Source organism: Thiomicrorhabdus aquaedulcis, assembly GCF_004001325.1.
Taxonomy (GTDB): Bacteria; Pseudomonadota; Gammaproteobacteria; order Thiomicrospirales; family Thiomicrospiraceae; genus Thiomicrorhabdus; species Thiomicrorhabdus aquaedulcis.
The window spans coordinates 2,176,504-2,191,996 of the sequence record NZ_AP018722.1 but is presented as its reverse complement, the minus strand read 5'-3'; the positions used below and the strand labels follow the sequence as shown (position 1 = coordinate 2,191,996).

The window sequence follows — 15,493 nt, the reverse complement described above, 5'->3', positions numbered from 1 at the left end:
TGACAAACAACCTGCCAACACACTGGGTTTTATCGTACGATAGCGCCTATTTAAAAGCAACTGTTTGGAAACCAAGCCCATGGATATTTCGTATATATTAAATGATTTAAACGATGCGCAACGCGCTGCGGTAACGGCAGATAATTCGCATGCGTTAATTTTAGCCGGCGCGGGCAGTGGCAAAACGCGGGTGTTGGTGCATCGTATTGCTTGGTTGTCGCAGGTGATGGGCTTTTCGCCCTACAATATTTTGGCGGTGACGTTTACCAATAAAGCCGCCAGCGAAATGCGCGGTCGAATTGAGGCTTTGGTAGGACAAAATGCCGCCGGTTTAACGATGGGTACGTTTCACGGCATTGCGTATCGGTTGTTACGTCAGCATCATCAAGAAGTGGGCTTGGCCGCGAGTTTTCAAATATTGGATTCGGATGATCAAAAACGGGTGATTAAACGCCTGTTAAAAGCACTTGAACTGGACGAAACACAATGGCCACATAAGCAGGTACAAGCCTTTATCAATGGCGAAAAAGAAGAGGGTCGGCGTCCGCATCATATTGACGTGGGACACAATCCGTTTGTGGCGCAGATGGTGCAAATTTACAAAGCCTACGAAGAACAATGCCAGCGATCAGGCCTGGTCGATTTTGCCGAGTTATTGTTGCGTGCGCATGAGCTGTGGTTAAAAAATCCGCATGTGTTGGCGCATTATCAGGCGCGTTATAAACACATTTTAGTGGACGAGTTTCAAGACACCAACAGTTTGCAATACGCCTGGCTGCGGGTGTTGGCCGGTGGCAGCGGTAAGTTATTTGTGGTGGGTGACGACGACCAATCCATTTATGGTTGGCGTGGTGCTAAGGTTGAAAATATTCGCCAATTTGACGCCGATTTTGCCCAGGTTATTCAGGTGCGTTTAGAGCAAAATTATCGTTCAACTAATACCATTTTAAAAGCCGCCAACGGCTTAATTGCCCACAACACCTCGCGTATGGGCAAAGAGTTGTGGAGCGCGGGTGAAGATGGCGCACCCATAAAAGTGTATGAAGCGTTTAACGAGGTGGACGAAGCGCGTTACGTCTGTCATCAAATAGAACAATGGTGCGACCAAGGTGGCCAGCGCAATGACATTGCGGTGTTGTATCGCTCTAACGCTCAATCGCGCATTATGGAGCAGGCGTTATTGCAGGCGCGCATTCCATATCGTGTTTATGGTGGGTTGCGTTTTTACGATCGTGCCGAAATCAAAGACGTTTTGGCCTATTTGCGGCTGTTAATCAATCGCCACGACGACGCGGCGTTTGAGCGCGTGCACAATCATCCGCCACGCGGCATTGGTCAAAAAACCTCCGACACTTTGCGTGATGTGGCGCGTGAGCAACAAATTTCGTTGTGGGATGCGGCTCAGCAACTGGTGGCAAAAGGTTTAACCGCGCGCGCTAAAACGGCGTTGGAGAGCTTTTTAATGTTAATTGACGACTTTGACCAGGCCTTGCAAGCCCTGCCGTTGGAAGACCAAATGCTTAAAGTCATTTCGCGTTCGGGCTTGCAAACGTATTTTGAAAAAGACAGCTCTGAGCAAGGCAAAGGCCGGTTAGAAAACATTGACGAGTTGATTAACGCCGCCGCGCAATTTAAGCAGACGCCGGTTGGACAAGAGTCGGCACAACAAACCAGCGAGGCAATCGCCAGCGAAGCTCAGGTGATTCAAGCCGGTTTTGATGCACAAGCGCAAAGCGATGGCACCTTGTTGTTAAACGCCGCAACCAGCAACCCACTGGCCGAGTTTTTGGCGCAGGCCGCGTTAGAAGCGGGCGAACAGCAAGCCGATCAATGGGAAGTGGCCGTGCAATTAATGACCCTGCACGCCGCCAAAGGCCTAGAGTTTGGCTTGGTGTTTATGATTGGGGTTGAAGAGGGGTTGTTTCCATCGCAGCGCACGATTGATGACCCCGCGCGCTTAGAAGAAGAGCGGCGCTTGGCCTACGTTGGCGTAACGCGCGCCGAACGTCAGCTTGTTATTACCTTTGCCAATCGCCGTCGTTTGCACGGCAGTGAATACAATCCTTTACCGTCGCGGTTTATTAAAGAGATTCCAGCCGAATGCTTAGAGTTTGTAAGGCTCAGTGGCTCGGTCAAACCCACCGGATATCCCGGATACTCAGGGTATTCTAACGGTTCTAACTCAAGTTTAAATGCGGCCCTGGCGGCTCAAAATGACACTGGCTTTGCGATTGGCCAGCGGGTGTTTCACTTAAAGTTTGGCGAAGGCGTGGTGTTGGGCGTAGAAGGTCAAGGTGAGCACGCGCGCATTCAGGTTAATTTTAGTCAAGCCGGTGCCAAATGGTTGGTGACCGCGTACGCCAATCTAGAGCGCCGTTAATCATGAGTTTAAGCAACGTGGAGCTGTTTAAAGTGCAAGGTTTGGCGGCGCAAGGCATGACGCAAACCGTTGATTTTAAAGTGCAAGCCGGTCAAGTATGGATGGTGCAGGGCGAGTCGGGCAGTGGCAAATCGCAACTGCTTAAAGCCCTAGCCGATTTAATTGACCATACTGGCCAGGCCTGGTTAAACGGTCAAGCGCAGTCGCTCACTGCGCCGGATGTTTGGCGCAGACAGGTGATGTATTTTTCAGCCGAAACCGCCTGGTGGAACGACACGGTCGCCGCGCACTTTGATACTTTGCCCAGTGACGCTGACTTAGCGGCGTTAGGATTAGAAGCCAGTTTTTTAGCCAAAAACCCCGACAGTTTATCCAGCGGAGAAAAACAGCGATTGGCGTTATTGCGCGGCGCATCGTATCACCCCAGCGTGTTGTTATTGGATGAAATCACCGCCAATTTAGATGAAAACACCTGCTTAAAAGTCGAGGCCTGGTTAAGCCAGTACGTGGCGCAAGACCAGGGTCAGCGAGCACTGTTGTGGATATCACACGATTCGCGTCAAATACAACGCATGATGACACCGCACTGCCTGTGCCGTCTTGAACCAAAAGAGAGATCCGTATGATTGCCATCAGTTATTGGGATTTGCTGACCTTATCAGGCCTGGTGGTTTTGCTGGGCGTAGTGTTATGGCTAAACGGCTTTAGCCAAGTTAAGCAATTATGGTGGGCCAGTGCCCGCATGATTGTTCAATTGTTGTTGATGGGGGTGTGGCTCAGCTGGGTGTTTTACGCAGAAAACGTGTTGTGGGTGGTGTTAGTGGGCGTGGTGATGCTTAGCGCGGCTGGCTACGAAATTGCCAAGCGGCAAAAATACCGTTTTGCACGTTACCACAGCTTGTGGATTGGCTTATTGTCGCTGTCGCTTACCTCGTTGGTGCTGCTGGTTGGGGTACTGGTGTTGGTGATTCAGCCCGAGCCTTGGTATCAACCGCAATACGCCATACCGCTGTTAGGCATGTTATTGGGCAACAGCATGACCGCCATTGGCGTGGGGCTCGACACCTTAACCCGCAATGCAGTGCAGCTTAAAGCCAAAATAGAAGCGCAACTGGCATTGGGCAAAACCGCCAAACAGGCCATGGGTTTTATAAGAGAGCAAAGTTTGCACGCTGCGATGATTCCAGTCATTAACATGTTGGTCGCCGCCGGAATCATCTCGCTACCCGGCATGATGACCGGGCAAATCCTAGCCGGAGTCGAGCCCATGGAAGCCGTAAAATATCAAATTATGATTATGTTGCTGATTGCCACATCAACCGGTTTAGGCACCTTAATTGCCGTAAGTATGGCCAGTAAACGGCTGTTTGATGACCGACAACGCTTAAATTTAGAACGCTTGGTGAAAGCGTAACTTAAAACTAAAGTTACCAGGCCTGGTAACGTGTTTTAAGCTTATTTTTGACGTAGGTTTGATGCAAATCTGATGCAGATTAGGCAAAAAAAGCGTCTTTTTAACCCGGTAAGTGAAGTCGATGAAAAAGGGTGGGCTGCCCTTTTCTTATGCGTCGATCAGGGTTTTCTGATCTTTGGTTTAACTTAGGCTTGTGAATTAGTCTGCAATGAGTAAACTAGTCATTATTCTAGTCAGAAGGAGTTTGGTTATGCATACTTGGCCAGTTCAAGACGCGAAGGCGCGTTTTAGTGAGTTTTTAGAGACTTGTTTACACGATGGTCCACAGATGGTTTCAAAGCGTGGCCGTGAAACGGCGGTTTTGGTGCCGATTGAGTTGTGGCGTCAATTACAGTCTTCCGCTAAACCCAGTTTAAAAAGCTTACTTTTGAGTGATGATGCGCGTGGCGACTTGGTTTTGCCGCAACGTGGGCAAGCGCGTCGTCGTGAAGTTACGCTGTTAGAAGGTTAAATAGAAAAATTATGTATCTTCTCGACACTAATATTATTTCTGAGTTACGCCGTGTCAAACCGCATGGTGCTGTGGTTGAGTGGGTTCAACGGATTGACGACAATCAACTGTTTGTTTCGGCGGTTAGTTTAGGCGAGATTCAGGCAGGTATAGAGTTAACACGAATGCAAGACCCTCAAAAGGCAAACGAAATTGAGGCTTGGCTGAATCGAGTTGCAGAAAGTTACAATATTCTTCCGCTGGATGGCAAGGTGTTTAGAACGTGGGCTAAATTGATGCATGGCACGTCCAATACGCTGTATGAAGACGCCATGATTGCCGCCACTGCAAAAGTACATCATTTAACGGTAGTAACGCGTAATGTCGCCGATTTTAAAATGCTGGAAGTGGAATGGTTAAATCCATTCGATGGAACTCGTTCGTAATGATGTTTTTTAAAACATTTAAAGGTATCTTCACCAGGCCTGGTTGATTATTCGTTGTTTAGCCAGTCTTCTTTGGCATGGCGAATGCGTAGGATTTCAATTGAGTTGTTTGCGATGCGGTACAAGATAAGGTGCGTGCCGTGCGAGTGAACACGAACATCATTGGTTAGTTCGGTTCTGATGCGGGCGATGGTTGGAAACTGTGCGAGTAGTTCAAATGTGGATTCAAGTGACTGAAAATAGTGCTCGGCTTGTTGCTCGCCAAATTGCTGATAACCTTGAATGTACAAGGCAACCAAGTCATTTTCGGCCTGTTTATTGAGAATATAACTCAAGCCAAAATGCCAATTTTTGTTTTGGCGAGTGCTTTAATCTCAGCCATTGTTTTGGTACTGGGCTGACTTGCTAAGCTTTCATTGACCAAAGCCTGCATCTGCTCGATTTTTTGTGCCTTTTCTGATTCGTCAAGTATGACGACGACCTTGACTGGTTTGAGTGCGAATTCGGTGTGCTCAGCCGGAAGCTGGATAAAGCCATTTTTAACAACCGTTTCAAATTCAATTGCATACATCGTGAGATACCTCATTAATCCTGTTGAAGAAGTATACAACAAAAGCTGTGATCTGATGACTTCAACCAGGCCAACCAGGCCTGGCTAAATCAATTTTTATTTTCCTGACTCTTCTAACGGCGTTAAGTAACGCTGTTTTTTCTTGGGTTTAATTTTGGCCAATTCGACCCAAATTAAACTGTCTATGCAGTCGCCAAATTGTGGGTCGACGCTAAAGTCTATAAATTCGCAACCACGGTCGTCGCACAGTTCGGCGTATTGTTTAAACAGGGTGGGGACTTTAACGCCTTCTAGCTCTAAGAGTGCGTTTAGTTTTTTGTAGCTGGTCGCGTAGTCGTCGTTAAACAGGGTGTGCGCGACGGTTTGGTTTTCGGGCGATACGGTGACCGGACGTTTGGCTAGGGCGTACGGTTGGCTTGGGCCAAATTGTTGGTGATAAAACGCCATAATGAGCTGTTTGGCGTTGGCCGGATAAGCGTTGCTGAGCGACACTGGGCCAAACAAATAGGCAATGTGTGGATGTTGGCGCACGTATGCGCCAATGCCGTACCACAAATAATCTAAACTGCGCATGCCCCAGTAACGCGGTTGCACAAAGCTGCGTCCCAGCTCGATGGCGTGGGGCAGTTTTTGGATCAGCTCGGGTTGCAACTCAAATAAGGTGCTGGTGTATAAACCCGCCACGCCGTGCGCGTCTACAATGGCTTGGCATTCGCCAATGCGATAGGCGCCTACAATCTCCAAATCTTCTTCGTCCCACAACACCAAATGGCGGTAGCGACTGTCGTACACGTCTAAATCTATGGCGTGACCGGTGCCTTCTTCTACGGTTCTAAAGGTGAGTTCGCGCAAGCGGCCTATTTCGTGCATAACGGGCGAGTCGGCGACAAAATCGTACAGGTAAATGATTTTTCCGTCTTGAGTTTTGCCCAGCAATTGCGCGGTTTTTAAGGCTTTTTTAAGGGCTTTTCGGTCTACTGGATGAGCGATGGTTTCGACGGTTTCAAACAAATCGTTGGGCTTAAATGATTTGCCTGGTTTGCCGGCTTTATCGAGGGTGTACAGATGTTTTCTAAAACGGTGCGCTAGGGTTTTGGCGGGCAGTTCAAGTTTGGCGACGTTTTTCCAAGGAATGGCGCGCCCAATGTGAAATTCGATTTCTTGATATTCTTTGTTAAACATCTCTTGCACCAGCATGAGCGTGCCTAAGGGTTTGTACAGTGCCGACAGACCGTAAAACAGCGCCGAGTTACGTGCGTCTACCAAAATGGGCACAATGGGGGCTTGGGCTTTTTGGGCTAATTTTAAAAAGCCGGCTTTCCATTTGCCATCGCGCACGCCGTTGGGGCGAATGCGTGACACCTCACCGGCCGGAAAAATAATCACCGCTTCGTCGTGTTCAAGCGCGGCCAAAATGGCTTTAAATTGCGTTTTATGGCTGGGTTTGCCGCTGAGGTTGTCTACCCCTAAAAACAGCGATTGTAGCGGGTCAATGTGGTTGAGCAAATCGCTGGCGACTATGCGCACATCTGGGCGCACACTGCGCACCATCTTAAGCAACGCCAAGCCGTCTAACGAGCCAATAGGGTGGTTGGCGACTAAAATAACCCGGCCTTCGGCAGGGATGCGATTTAGCGAACGTGCGCTGACCCGATAGCCAAAGTTAAAGTGATTCAGCACGTGGTCTAAAAACGCAAAGCCGCGCAAATGTTGGTGGGTTTGTATAAAGTCGTTAATTTCGGTTTCGTGGGTAAGGGTTTTTATAAATTTAATAAGCCACTTGCCCCCCAGTTTTTGCGATAGGTCGGGAAATTTTTCGTTTAAGGCTTTTTCAAGGTTGAGCATGGTGATCCATCTTAATTGAAAGAATAGACACAGTATTTACGAACCATGTTAACGTTAGATGAATTAACGGTGAATTAATCGTGAACAGCGAGTTTGTATCCTATGTATGGTTACAATGTGACCAGGCCTGGTCAGTTAATGGCTGATTGCACTGTTTGTAATAGTTTGTGGCTGTTTGTGTGGCCAGTCGGTGAAGGGAGGTTGCGCGCTTTTAAAGCAATTTTTTAACGATTGAGTTAATCTTTAGCAGGTGTAAAACTAAGTGTGTTAGAAGAGTCGAATGACTCGGCGTTTTTCTCGGTGGTTTTATTGGCTTGTCTGGCCATTTCAAGTAACTGCGTGTAGGTCACTTCGTCAATGCGATGCTCTTTTACGGCCAATAATATATCGGACAAAATTTGATGCAGTTCAAGATATTTTTCTTGATTTAAGTGGTTAAAATAGGCTTTTACCGGCATTTCTTGATGTGTGTGGTCGATATCGAGCCAAAATTGCGGTAAACAAAAGCTGTGCTCGATGTGACGAGCGAGTTTCTCGCCAATATTGCGCACGGGGTGAATGCCAATAGAGCGGCTCACTTGGGTTTGACTGCGTTCTATTTGTTGCGCAAAAGCAGACATGCTGCCTGCATGTTCAACTAGTAAGCGACAATTGCTGCAACGGATATCGTAAATATTTTTCATAGTAATTAATATTAATCATGCAGACGTATAATGTATATAACCAAAAGGTACAATTATGAAAAATAATCTTATAGAAATTGCTTATACCAGCCGTGCGCCTAAATTATTTAACGCAACAGAGTTGCTTGATTTGCTTAAAAAAGCCAGACGCTATAATCAACGCCATGATATTACAGGTATGTTGCTGTATAAAAATGGCTCTTTTTTACAAGTGCTCGAGGGTGAGTCAGATGTTGTAGAAGCGTTATTTGCTAAAATTAAACTCGATTTTAGACATTACGACGTGCTTAAGTTGTATCAAAACCCCTTAGAACAACGCAATTTTAGTGACTGGGCGATGGCGTTTCACGATGAGTCGATATTGAACACAGACGGACAATCTGAGTCACTGCCCGTGGGCGATGGTTATGTGCCGTTACTGGAATCGCAAGAGAGCGTTGAAAACTGGATAAAACCCAGCGTGGCAAAAGTATTGGTAGAAGCCTTTAAAGTGCATGCCTAATAAAAACGCTTAATAGACATGCCCAGCAGACATTGCTCTGCGCGTTAAGTACTAAGCATTGAGTGTTAAGCATTAAGTGTTAAGCACGCGATAAAAACTTGCCGGTAATGGTGCTCACCTTTACTTTTTCGTGTGGTTCAACAAACTCAGGCACCTGAATTTGATAACCTGTGGATAACACCGCAGGCTTGGTGCGCCCACCCGACGTGGCGTTGCTGCCAGGTACGGTGTCAACCACTTCTAAGTCTACGTTAGTGGGCAGTTCAATGGTTAAAATCTGGTCGTCCAATATCACCGCCGTAATGCCGCCTAACCCTTCGGTAAGGTAATTTTTTTCGTCTTCTAAATCGTCGCTGTTCAGCAGGTATTGGCTGTAATCGTCGGTGTTCATAAACACGTAACTGTCGCCGTCCATGTACGAAAATTGTACCGTGGCTTTGGCGCAATCCACTTCTTTAAGTAGGTCTTCGCCTTTAAACGATTCGTCGAGCTTTTGACCGGTTTTTAAGTTGTTTAAACGCACTTTGTAAAGTGTGGTGGCGTTGCGTGACGACGGTGATTTGGCGTCAAAGGTTTTAACAATGTGCGGCACGCCATTGATTTCAACAATGTCGCCTTTCTTGAGTTCGTTGGCTCTTAGCATAAAACTATCCTTAAATGGGGTCTTTTTAAATGGGTCTAAATAATGTGCGCTATTTTCGATAGTTTGGTGCGTTAAAGCAAGCAAACATTGCAAGGCATTTAATGTCTTTAACACGCATATTGAGCTAAAGCTAAAGCTAACACCCAAACCCAAACCGTTACAAAGCGGCACACACTTTATTGCGGCCATTGTGCTTGGCTTTGTACAGTGCATCGTCGGCGGCTTTAAGGCATTGGGCTAGGTTGGTTTGATATTGCGCTACCCCAAAGCTGCATGTAATAGCGGGGAGGTTGGGCGCGGTATGATTGGCAAGTGCTTTACGCAGGTTTTCGGCCGCTAAAGCAGCATCATCAAGCTGGGTGGACGACAAAATACACAAAAACTCCTCGCCGCCCCAGCGACCGCATACGTCGGTTTCTCTAGAGTGTTGTTGCATAAGTTGCGCTATTTCGATAAGCACTTTGTCGCCAACGGCGTGACCGTGCTGGTCATTAACTTGTTTAAAGTGGTCAATGTCAAACATGATCAGGCAAAAAGGTTGTGCATAACGTTGCATACGTTGTTCTTCAGTATTAAGCACTTGGGTTAAATGATGGCGGTTATACAGTCTGGTGAGTTGGTCGGTAATGGCCCATTGTTCTAGGCGTTTTTGGTAGGTGGTATCGTCGCCCAAAGCGGTAAAGCCGGTTAGTTCGCCTTGCGCGTCGGTAATGGTGTTTATGATAATAGTCAGCCAAAAGGTTTGATTTTTTACATTGGTGTACTCAATTTGTCCTTGCCATTGACCTGTTTGCAACAGCGTAGTCTGAATAGCCTGACTTTGAACTTGATGTACCAGCGGTATATCAAGTTGTGCAATGTTTTTTCCCAGAAGTTGGTCTTTTTGCACACCAATAATACGACAAAATGCGTGGCTAATATATTGAAGAGTGCCATGTTGGTCTGTGCGAGCCAATACAACATGGTCGTCGACAATTTGAAGGTTTTCGTTTAACTCGGCGTTGGCTTTTTTAAGCTCTAATGTGCGTTGGCTAACGGTGCGAAGTAATTCGTTGTTCATAGACTCAATTTGACCCGATTGGGTTTGAATATACTGTGCTTGCGTTGACAGTTCGGTCATCTGTTGGTCAATTTGGTTGGCCATGGTGTTAAAAGCAGTGCCTAAAATGTGCATTTCGTTATTGCTGTGAATGCGTGCGCGGCGGTTACGCTGGCCTTGGGTGTAGTCTTGCATAGCGGCTAGAAGTTGTTGAATCGGCGTGCTTATAAATCGCGCGGCCAAGGCACTTAACAGGGCGATGAGCACGCCTATTGCTAACACTAAGCCAATAAGTTGCTGAGTTTTTTGTTGTGCGGGTTCTTGCAGTTCACTTAAGTCGGTTTTAACCACTAATCCCCATTTTAATTGCGGCACATATGTCCAGGCGGCCAGTGCGTTTACCCCTCGATAATCAACAATAATCCCCTTACCCGACTGGCCTTTAATGGCTTTGAGCATGCCCATGGCTTCGTTGCCTTTATTGAGTTTACGTTGGTTGTCAACGGCTTGAGGGTCGTATTTAAGCGGAATAGCTGCGATGATGTCGCCGTTATCCGCCAGCTCACCGGCCACCAGTTCGCCAGTTTTGCCTAGCCCGTTGTAACTGCTGACCAACGAAAAAAGGGTTTCACTGTTGAATTGAAACGCTAACACGCCTTTAAGCGTGCCTTGGGCGTAAATAGGCGTGGTTAAAAAGAGGCGTATTTATTAGACGGTGCGTAGTAGCGTAATCCAGAGAGCTCGGTACTGAGTAAATCTCGGCTAAGTTTAAAGACCTGCGCTAAAGCGGTTTGTGCATAAGGGCCGTGAATTAAATTGGAGTGTAAATCGTTCTCGGCTTGCGCCGAATATAAAATATCGCCTTGTAACGAAATAATAAACCAATCAAAAATTTGTCCACTTCGAATCAGCGATTGTCCATAGTTCGCCAAGCGTTGTTGATAGTTAGGGTTGTATTGAAATAGAGGGTCAAAATAGTTGCCTACTAACGGCGTGGCGGCTATGTTTTCAATTAAGGCTTGTTGTTGCTCAACATGCGAAACAATTAAATCTACGTTGTAGCGTAGAGTGCTGTTTAAATTTATTAAATGGTTTTGATAGAGTTGGTGTTTATTGGCGTGATCTTGGTACCACACTAACCCTAATGGCAACAGGGCGACTAGAAGCATGGCCACAATAATTTGATGCAAAATGCGGTGGGTAAACTTTTGGGTAAACTTTTGGGTTAAAACGCCAATTAAGTTCATGGTTGCACCGCCGAGTTAGGTTGATCTTTGGGTTGATCTTTGGGCTGCCATTGTTGTTGCCATTGAGTGTAAAAGTGTAATAACGATTCTGACCAGGCCTGGTCAGAACGGGTGTGTGGGGTGTTTTCAGGTTTAATGGGGGTGTTAGAATCCCAAATAATATCGTAGTGCATTTGGCTGTTTAACTGCCCAATGCGGCTGGCTTGCCAGGCGTTAAAGTTGATTTTGTCCAGACTTAAAATGCCGGCTGGACTGGCGTAGCTTTGGTAGGCTAAACAGGGTTTGTAAAGGCGCGGTTCAAAGCTGCCACACGATTCAACAGCTTGTTTATAAAGCCAAAGTGCCGAATAGGCATTTACCGTGGCGGCATTTTGTGGAATGGTGATGTCTTGTTTTTGTAAGCGTTTTTTAAACTGATGGTTATTAGAGTTAATCACGCCGTCAAAATAACTTGAAGCCAAATAATGTCCGGTTACGGCCGTAACCCCTACTTGTTGGGTGATGGTGTTTATTTCATTGTCAGATACGCTAAACGACACAATGGGTTGCGTGCTGGGATGCAGTCCGGCCGCATGCAAGGCCTTAAAAAAAGCGATGTTGCTGTCGCCATTTAAGGTGTTTAAAATCACCAGTTTTGACGCAGTTTGGTTGGGTGCGGTCGGGATGTCCGGGGTTTGAAGGGCGTGTGTAATGGCTTGAATAATGGCGCTAAAGTCTGTTTGACCCAACGGCACATAGTGTTCATCTACTACGCTAAGGTTTAACAAGGGTGCCAAGTCGTTAATGTACAAATGCGCCATTCGTGGATAGATGTAGTCGTTGCCCACCAAAAAAAGCCGTTGCCCTAGGTGTTGACCCACCCAGTTTAAGGTGGGTTTTATTTGCTGGTTTAGAGTTTGTCCTAAATAGACAATGGCGTCTGAGGTTTCAATGCCTTCGTATTGCACGGGGTAAAATAATACATGGTCGCTGGCTTCAACAACGGGTTTTACCGCTTTGCGACACGATGATGTCCAACAGCCAAACAGGGCCGAAACGTTGTGTTCTTTAATAAGTTTTTGCGCCAACAAGGCGGCAGTTTGTGGACTGGATTGTGTGTCTAGAGATACGGCTTTAATAGGATGACCTAAAATGCCTCCTTGGGCGTTAATTTCGTCAATGGCCAGCTGAGTCATTTGGGCAACGGGTTGTTCGCTTAAATGCATCGTGCCGGTTTGCGCATGCAAAATTCCAACCAAAATAGGCGAATTTATGGATGAGTAAGCCTGGTAGCCTAGGTAACTTAGAAAAGTAACGGTGAACACCAAAATAACAACCAGTCCTTTAATAAACACAAGTCGAGTGTTAAGCATGTTTAGCGCATAGCCTAAGTAGATAAATAAGCACTCACTTTACCAAAAAAAATGAGCGTGTTGGTAAGTTAGTGGGTTAGTTTGTTGGTTTTTTGGTCACTGTGTTGGGTTAAGCGCTGTTTCGGCGGCTTGATAGCCCAGTGCAATCATCTCATGCACTTTGGTAAATTCGAGCATGCCGCAGGCATCACGCGAAATTTCAATTAGGCGGTCGGGCGGGTAGTCGGCTAATTTTTGGCGCGCTAGACTGTTTTGCATGCTGTCAAACGCCCGCGAACTTATTTCGTATACATCCCAGTAAGAGGGGTTTTTTAAGCTACTTTTTAAGGTGCTATCGGTCAAAAAGAGTTTGCCTAAAATGCTTAGGTGAAGGTATTTGAGTACGCTTTTTAAACGGCGCTTAAAGACGTTAGTTGCGCTGTGGGCATTGTTGGATGATTTGACCAGGCCTGGTAATAGGGCGCTGGCCGGTAAAGAGGGTACGGCACGCGCCGTTTTGGGTTTGCCACCTAGGTTAACCGCTACGGTTAGGTCGGGGGTTTGCCTAAAAGTGGGCGCAATGGGAATGGGGTTAAGCACGCCACCGTCTACCAACGTTAAGCCGTCAATTTGGCTGGGAGTAAAAATCATTGGCAAGGCGGTAGAGGCTCGTATAGCGGTCAGTAACGAGCCGCGTTCGAGCCACACTTCTTTTTCGTTTTCAATGTCGCTGGCCACTGCGGTAAACGGAATGGGCAGGTCTTCAATGTTAGGGTCGCCAATAATCTCTTTAAGAGTGTCAAAGAGTCGGTTGCCCTTAATGAGTCCGGTGCGCATCCAGGCAATGTCGGCTAGGCTAAAAATATCACTTTGGGTAAGACTTTTAAACCAGGCTTCCAGTTCGTCTAATTTGCCCGCGGCGTGCGCGCCACCAATGAGCGCGCCAATCGAGCTGCCCGAGATGGATTGAATGTGGTAATTGTGCGACTCTAACCAACGAATCACCCCAATGTGCGCTAAGCCGCGCGCGCCACCACTGCCTAAAACCAAGGCCACACCTAACGAGTTTGGCGGTGGTGAAATGGTTGTGGTGGGCGAATCTGGCGTGTTTATGCGAGCGCGTCCGTAACGATGGCTTGGGCTTCTTTTAAGATGGCGTCAAGGTGCTCTTGGCCTAAAAAGCTTTCGGCGTATATTTTGTAAATGTCCTCGGTGCCCGATGGACGTGCTGCAAACCAACCGTTTTGGGTGGTGATTTTTAACCCGCCAATGGCCGCACCGTTGCCGGGCGCGTGGGTGAGTTTGGCGGTAATGGCCTCTCCGGCCAGCGTGCTGGCTTTCACCATGTCAGGCGACAGGTTGCTTAAAATGGCTTTTTGTTCGCGGTTGGCGGGTGCGTCAATGCGAGTGTAAATAGGGTTGCCAAATTGTTGGGTTAATTCTTGGTACAGCTCACCCGGGTCTTTGCCGGTAACGGCGGTCATTTCGGCAGCCAATAAGTTTAAAATAATGCCGTCTTTATCGGTGCTCCACGGCCCGCCGTCTAGGCGTAAAAACGACGCACCAGCCGACTCTTCGCCGCCAAAGCCAAAGGTGCCGGTTTGCAAACCGTCTACAAACCATTTAAAGCCCACAGGGACTTCACACAGGTTTAAATTAAGCGCGTGCGCTACACGGTCAATCATTGAGCTGGACACCAACGTTTTGCCCACGGCGGCGTTTTGCGGCCAATTGGGACGATGGGTAAACAGATACTGAATTACCACCGCTAAGTAGTGGTTGGGGTTCATTAAGCCCACCGATTTGGTCACAATGCCATGACGATCCACGTCGGGGTCGTTGCCAAAGGCCAAATCGTAATTGTCTTTAAGGCCAATTAAACTGGCCATGGCGTAAGGTGACGAGCAATCCATACGGATTTTGCCGTCTTTGTCGACCGACATAAAGCCAAACGTGGGGTCTACTTTGGGGTTAACAATGTCAATGTTTAGACCGTAATGTTGAGCAATGGGCGCCCAGTAATCAACGGCCGCGCCGCCCATAGGGTCAATGGCCAATTTTAAGCCAGCGTCTTTAATGGCTTGCATATTAATGACTTGACCAAGGTTTTCAACATAGGGGGTAATCAGGTCGGTGGGGACGACAAACTCGGACGCCATCGCCTCATTAATGGGCAGACGTTTTACCTCGGTTAAGCCATTTTTAATCATGGCGTTGGCGCGGTCTTGAATCCAGTTGGTGGCGTCGGTGTCGGCCGGCCCGCCCGTAGGCGGATTGTATTTAAACCCGCCGTCTTGCGGTGGATTGTGCGAGGGGGTAATAATCACGCCGTCACACAACCCGCCTTTGCGGCCTTGGTTGTAACTTAAAATGGCGTTTGAAATGACTGGCGTGGGGGTGTAGCGGCCGTTGGCTTGAATAAACACCGTAATTTTATTGGCGGCAAACACCTGAATGGCGGTGGCGTGCGCCGCTTCCGACAGCGCGTGGGTGTCCATGCCAATGTACAGCGGGCCTACTGTGCCTTGCAAATAACGGTACTCAACAATGGCTTGGCAAATGGCCGCAATGTGATCTTCGTTAAAGGTAGTTTTGCTTGAGCAACCACGATGCCCAGAGGTGCCAAAACTCACCGCTTGACTGACTTGGTTAACGTCGGGCTTTAAGGTGTAATAATCGGCCATAAGTTTGGGGATGTTTTCAAGTAGCGAATAAGGTGCGGGTTTGCCAGCCAAAGGGGAGATTGCCATGATTAAATTCTCTTGGTAATAAAATTGTGTTTTTGAATTATACAAATTTTGGCGTACTTGGGCGCTGTTATTGCATTTAACTTATTTAAACATGGCTTGTTGAATGAGGACGAGTCGGTTGCAGTGGGGTGTTTGGTGTACACTAATTTTTT

Annotated in this window: 16 protein-coding genes; 6 read left to right on the top strand and 10 right to left on the bottom strand. The window is 47.3% G+C overall.

Annotated elements, in window-relative coordinates; all coding sequences use genetic code 11:
• Nucleotides 1-79: 79 nt before the first annotated feature.
• From uvrD to EP181_RS09995, 5 genes are all read left to right on the top strand, one after another.
• The gene (gene uvrD / locus EP181_RS10015) at nucleotides 80-2,380 is read left to right on the top strand and encodes a DNA helicase II (protein WP_127471507.1); all 2,301 of its coding nucleotides are present in this window, start codon (nucleotides 80-82) and stop codon (nucleotides 2,378-2,380) included.
• A gap of 2 nt (nucleotides 2,381-2,382) precedes the next feature.
• Complete coding sequence (locus tag EP181_RS10010) at nucleotides 2,383-3,006, top strand: ABC transporter ATP-binding protein (protein WP_232023424.1); 624 nt, start codon at nucleotides 2,383-2,385, stop codon at nucleotides 3,004-3,006.
• Nucleotides 3,003-3,794 (top strand): ABC transporter permease, encoded by a 792-nt coding sequence (locus tag EP181_RS10005; protein ID WP_127471506.1) that lies wholly within the window; start codon nucleotides 3,003-3,005, stop codon nucleotides 3,792-3,794. The genes EP181_RS10010 and EP181_RS10005 overlap by 4 nt, the downstream gene beginning before the upstream one ends.
• 250 nt (nucleotides 3,795-4,044) lie before the next feature.
• Complete coding sequence (locus tag EP181_RS10000) at nucleotides 4,045-4,305, top strand: type II toxin-antitoxin system Phd/YefM family antitoxin (protein WP_127471505.1); 261 nt, start codon at nucleotides 4,045-4,047, stop codon at nucleotides 4,303-4,305.
• An 11-nt stretch (nucleotides 4,306-4,316) separates the two neighbouring features.
• Complete coding sequence (locus tag EP181_RS09995) at nucleotides 4,317-4,730, top strand: type II toxin-antitoxin system VapC family toxin (protein WP_127471504.1); 414 nt, start codon at nucleotides 4,317-4,319, stop codon at nucleotides 4,728-4,730.
• A gap of 47 nt (nucleotides 4,731-4,777) precedes the next feature.
• Here EP181_RS09995 and EP181_RS09990 read toward each other — a convergent pair whose 3' ends face one another.
• The 4 genes from EP181_RS09990 to EP181_RS09975 form a co-directional block, all read right to left on the bottom strand.
• On the bottom strand, nucleotides 4,778-5,065 hold the full coding sequence (locus EP181_RS09990; RefSeq protein ID WP_127471503.1) for a type II toxin-antitoxin system RelE/ParE family toxin: 288 nt from the start codon (nucleotides 5,063-5,065) through the stop codon (nucleotides 4,778-4,780).
• Nucleotides 5,062-5,301 carry a hypothetical protein gene (locus EP181_RS09985; RefSeq protein ID WP_127471502.1) on the bottom strand — a complete coding sequence of 80 codons (240 nt, stop codon included), beginning with the start codon at nucleotides 5,299-5,301 and terminating at the stop codon, nucleotides 5,062-5,064. Before EP181_RS09985 ends, EP181_RS09990 begins: the two co-directional genes overlap by 4 nt.
• Before the next feature lie 96 nt (nucleotides 5,302-5,397).
• Nucleotides 5,398-7,146: a bifunctional ornithine lipid synthase OlsF gene (gene olsF / locus EP181_RS09980; RefSeq protein ID WP_127471501.1), complete on the bottom strand. Its 1,749-nt coding sequence runs from the start codon at nucleotides 7,144-7,146 to the stop codon at nucleotides 5,398-5,400.
• 236 nt (nucleotides 7,147-7,382) lie between these two features.
• Nucleotides 7,383-7,766: a hypothetical protein gene (locus EP181_RS09975; RefSeq protein WP_127471500.1), complete on the bottom strand. Its 384-nt coding sequence runs from the start codon at nucleotides 7,764-7,766 to the stop codon at nucleotides 7,383-7,385.
• Between the two features lie 118 nt (nucleotides 7,767-7,884).
• Between EP181_RS09975 and EP181_RS09970 the strand changes: the two genes are divergently transcribed.
• On the top strand, nucleotides 7,885-8,331 hold the full coding sequence (locus EP181_RS09970) for a BLUF domain-containing protein (protein ID WP_127471499.1): 447 nt from the start codon (nucleotides 7,885-7,887) through the stop codon (nucleotides 8,329-8,331).
• A 79-nt stretch (nucleotides 8,332-8,410) separates the two neighbouring features.
• On the opposite strand, the gene efpL is transcribed toward EP181_RS09970, so the two are convergent.
• The 6 genes from efpL to pgm all read right to left on the bottom strand — a co-directional run bounded on the left by efpL (nucleotide 8,411) and on the right by pgm (nucleotide 15,341).
• Nucleotides 8,411-8,974, bottom strand: coding sequence for an elongation factor P-like protein EfpL (efpL, locus tag EP181_RS09965; protein ID WP_127471498.1), 564 nt, complete (start codon nucleotides 8,972-8,974; stop codon nucleotides 8,411-8,413).
• Nucleotides 8,975-9,131: 157 nt separating this feature from the next.
• Nucleotides 9,132-10,667, bottom strand: coding sequence for a diguanylate cyclase (locus EP181_RS09960; protein ID WP_127471497.1), 1,536 nt, complete (start codon nucleotides 10,665-10,667; stop codon nucleotides 9,132-9,134).
• A 35-nt stretch (nucleotides 10,668-10,702) separates the two neighbouring features.
• Nucleotides 10,703-11,260 carry a hypothetical protein gene (locus EP181_RS09955; protein WP_127471496.1) on the bottom strand — a complete coding sequence of 186 codons (558 nt, stop codon included), beginning with the start codon at nucleotides 11,258-11,260 and terminating at the stop codon, nucleotides 10,703-10,705.
• Nucleotides 11,257-12,612: an urea ABC transporter substrate-binding protein gene (locus EP181_RS09950; RefSeq protein WP_127471495.1), complete on the bottom strand. Its 1,356-nt coding sequence runs from the start codon at nucleotides 12,610-12,612 to the stop codon at nucleotides 11,257-11,259. The genes EP181_RS09955 and EP181_RS09950 overlap by 4 nt, the downstream gene beginning before the upstream one ends.
• Nucleotides 12,613-12,708: 96 nt before the next feature.
• Entirely contained in the window at nucleotides 12,709-13,647 is a 939-nt protein-coding gene (locus EP181_RS09945) for a patatin-like phospholipase family protein (protein ID WP_172959741.1), read from the bottom strand.
• 53 nt (nucleotides 13,648-13,700) lie between these two features.
• A complete protein-coding gene (gene pgm, locus EP181_RS09940; RefSeq protein WP_127471493.1) occupies nucleotides 13,701-15,341 on the bottom strand; it encodes a phosphoglucomutase (alpha-D-glucose-1,6-bisphosphate-dependent) in 1,641 nt (546 codons plus the stop codon).
• Between the last annotated feature and the right edge of the window lie 152 nt (nucleotides 15,342-15,493).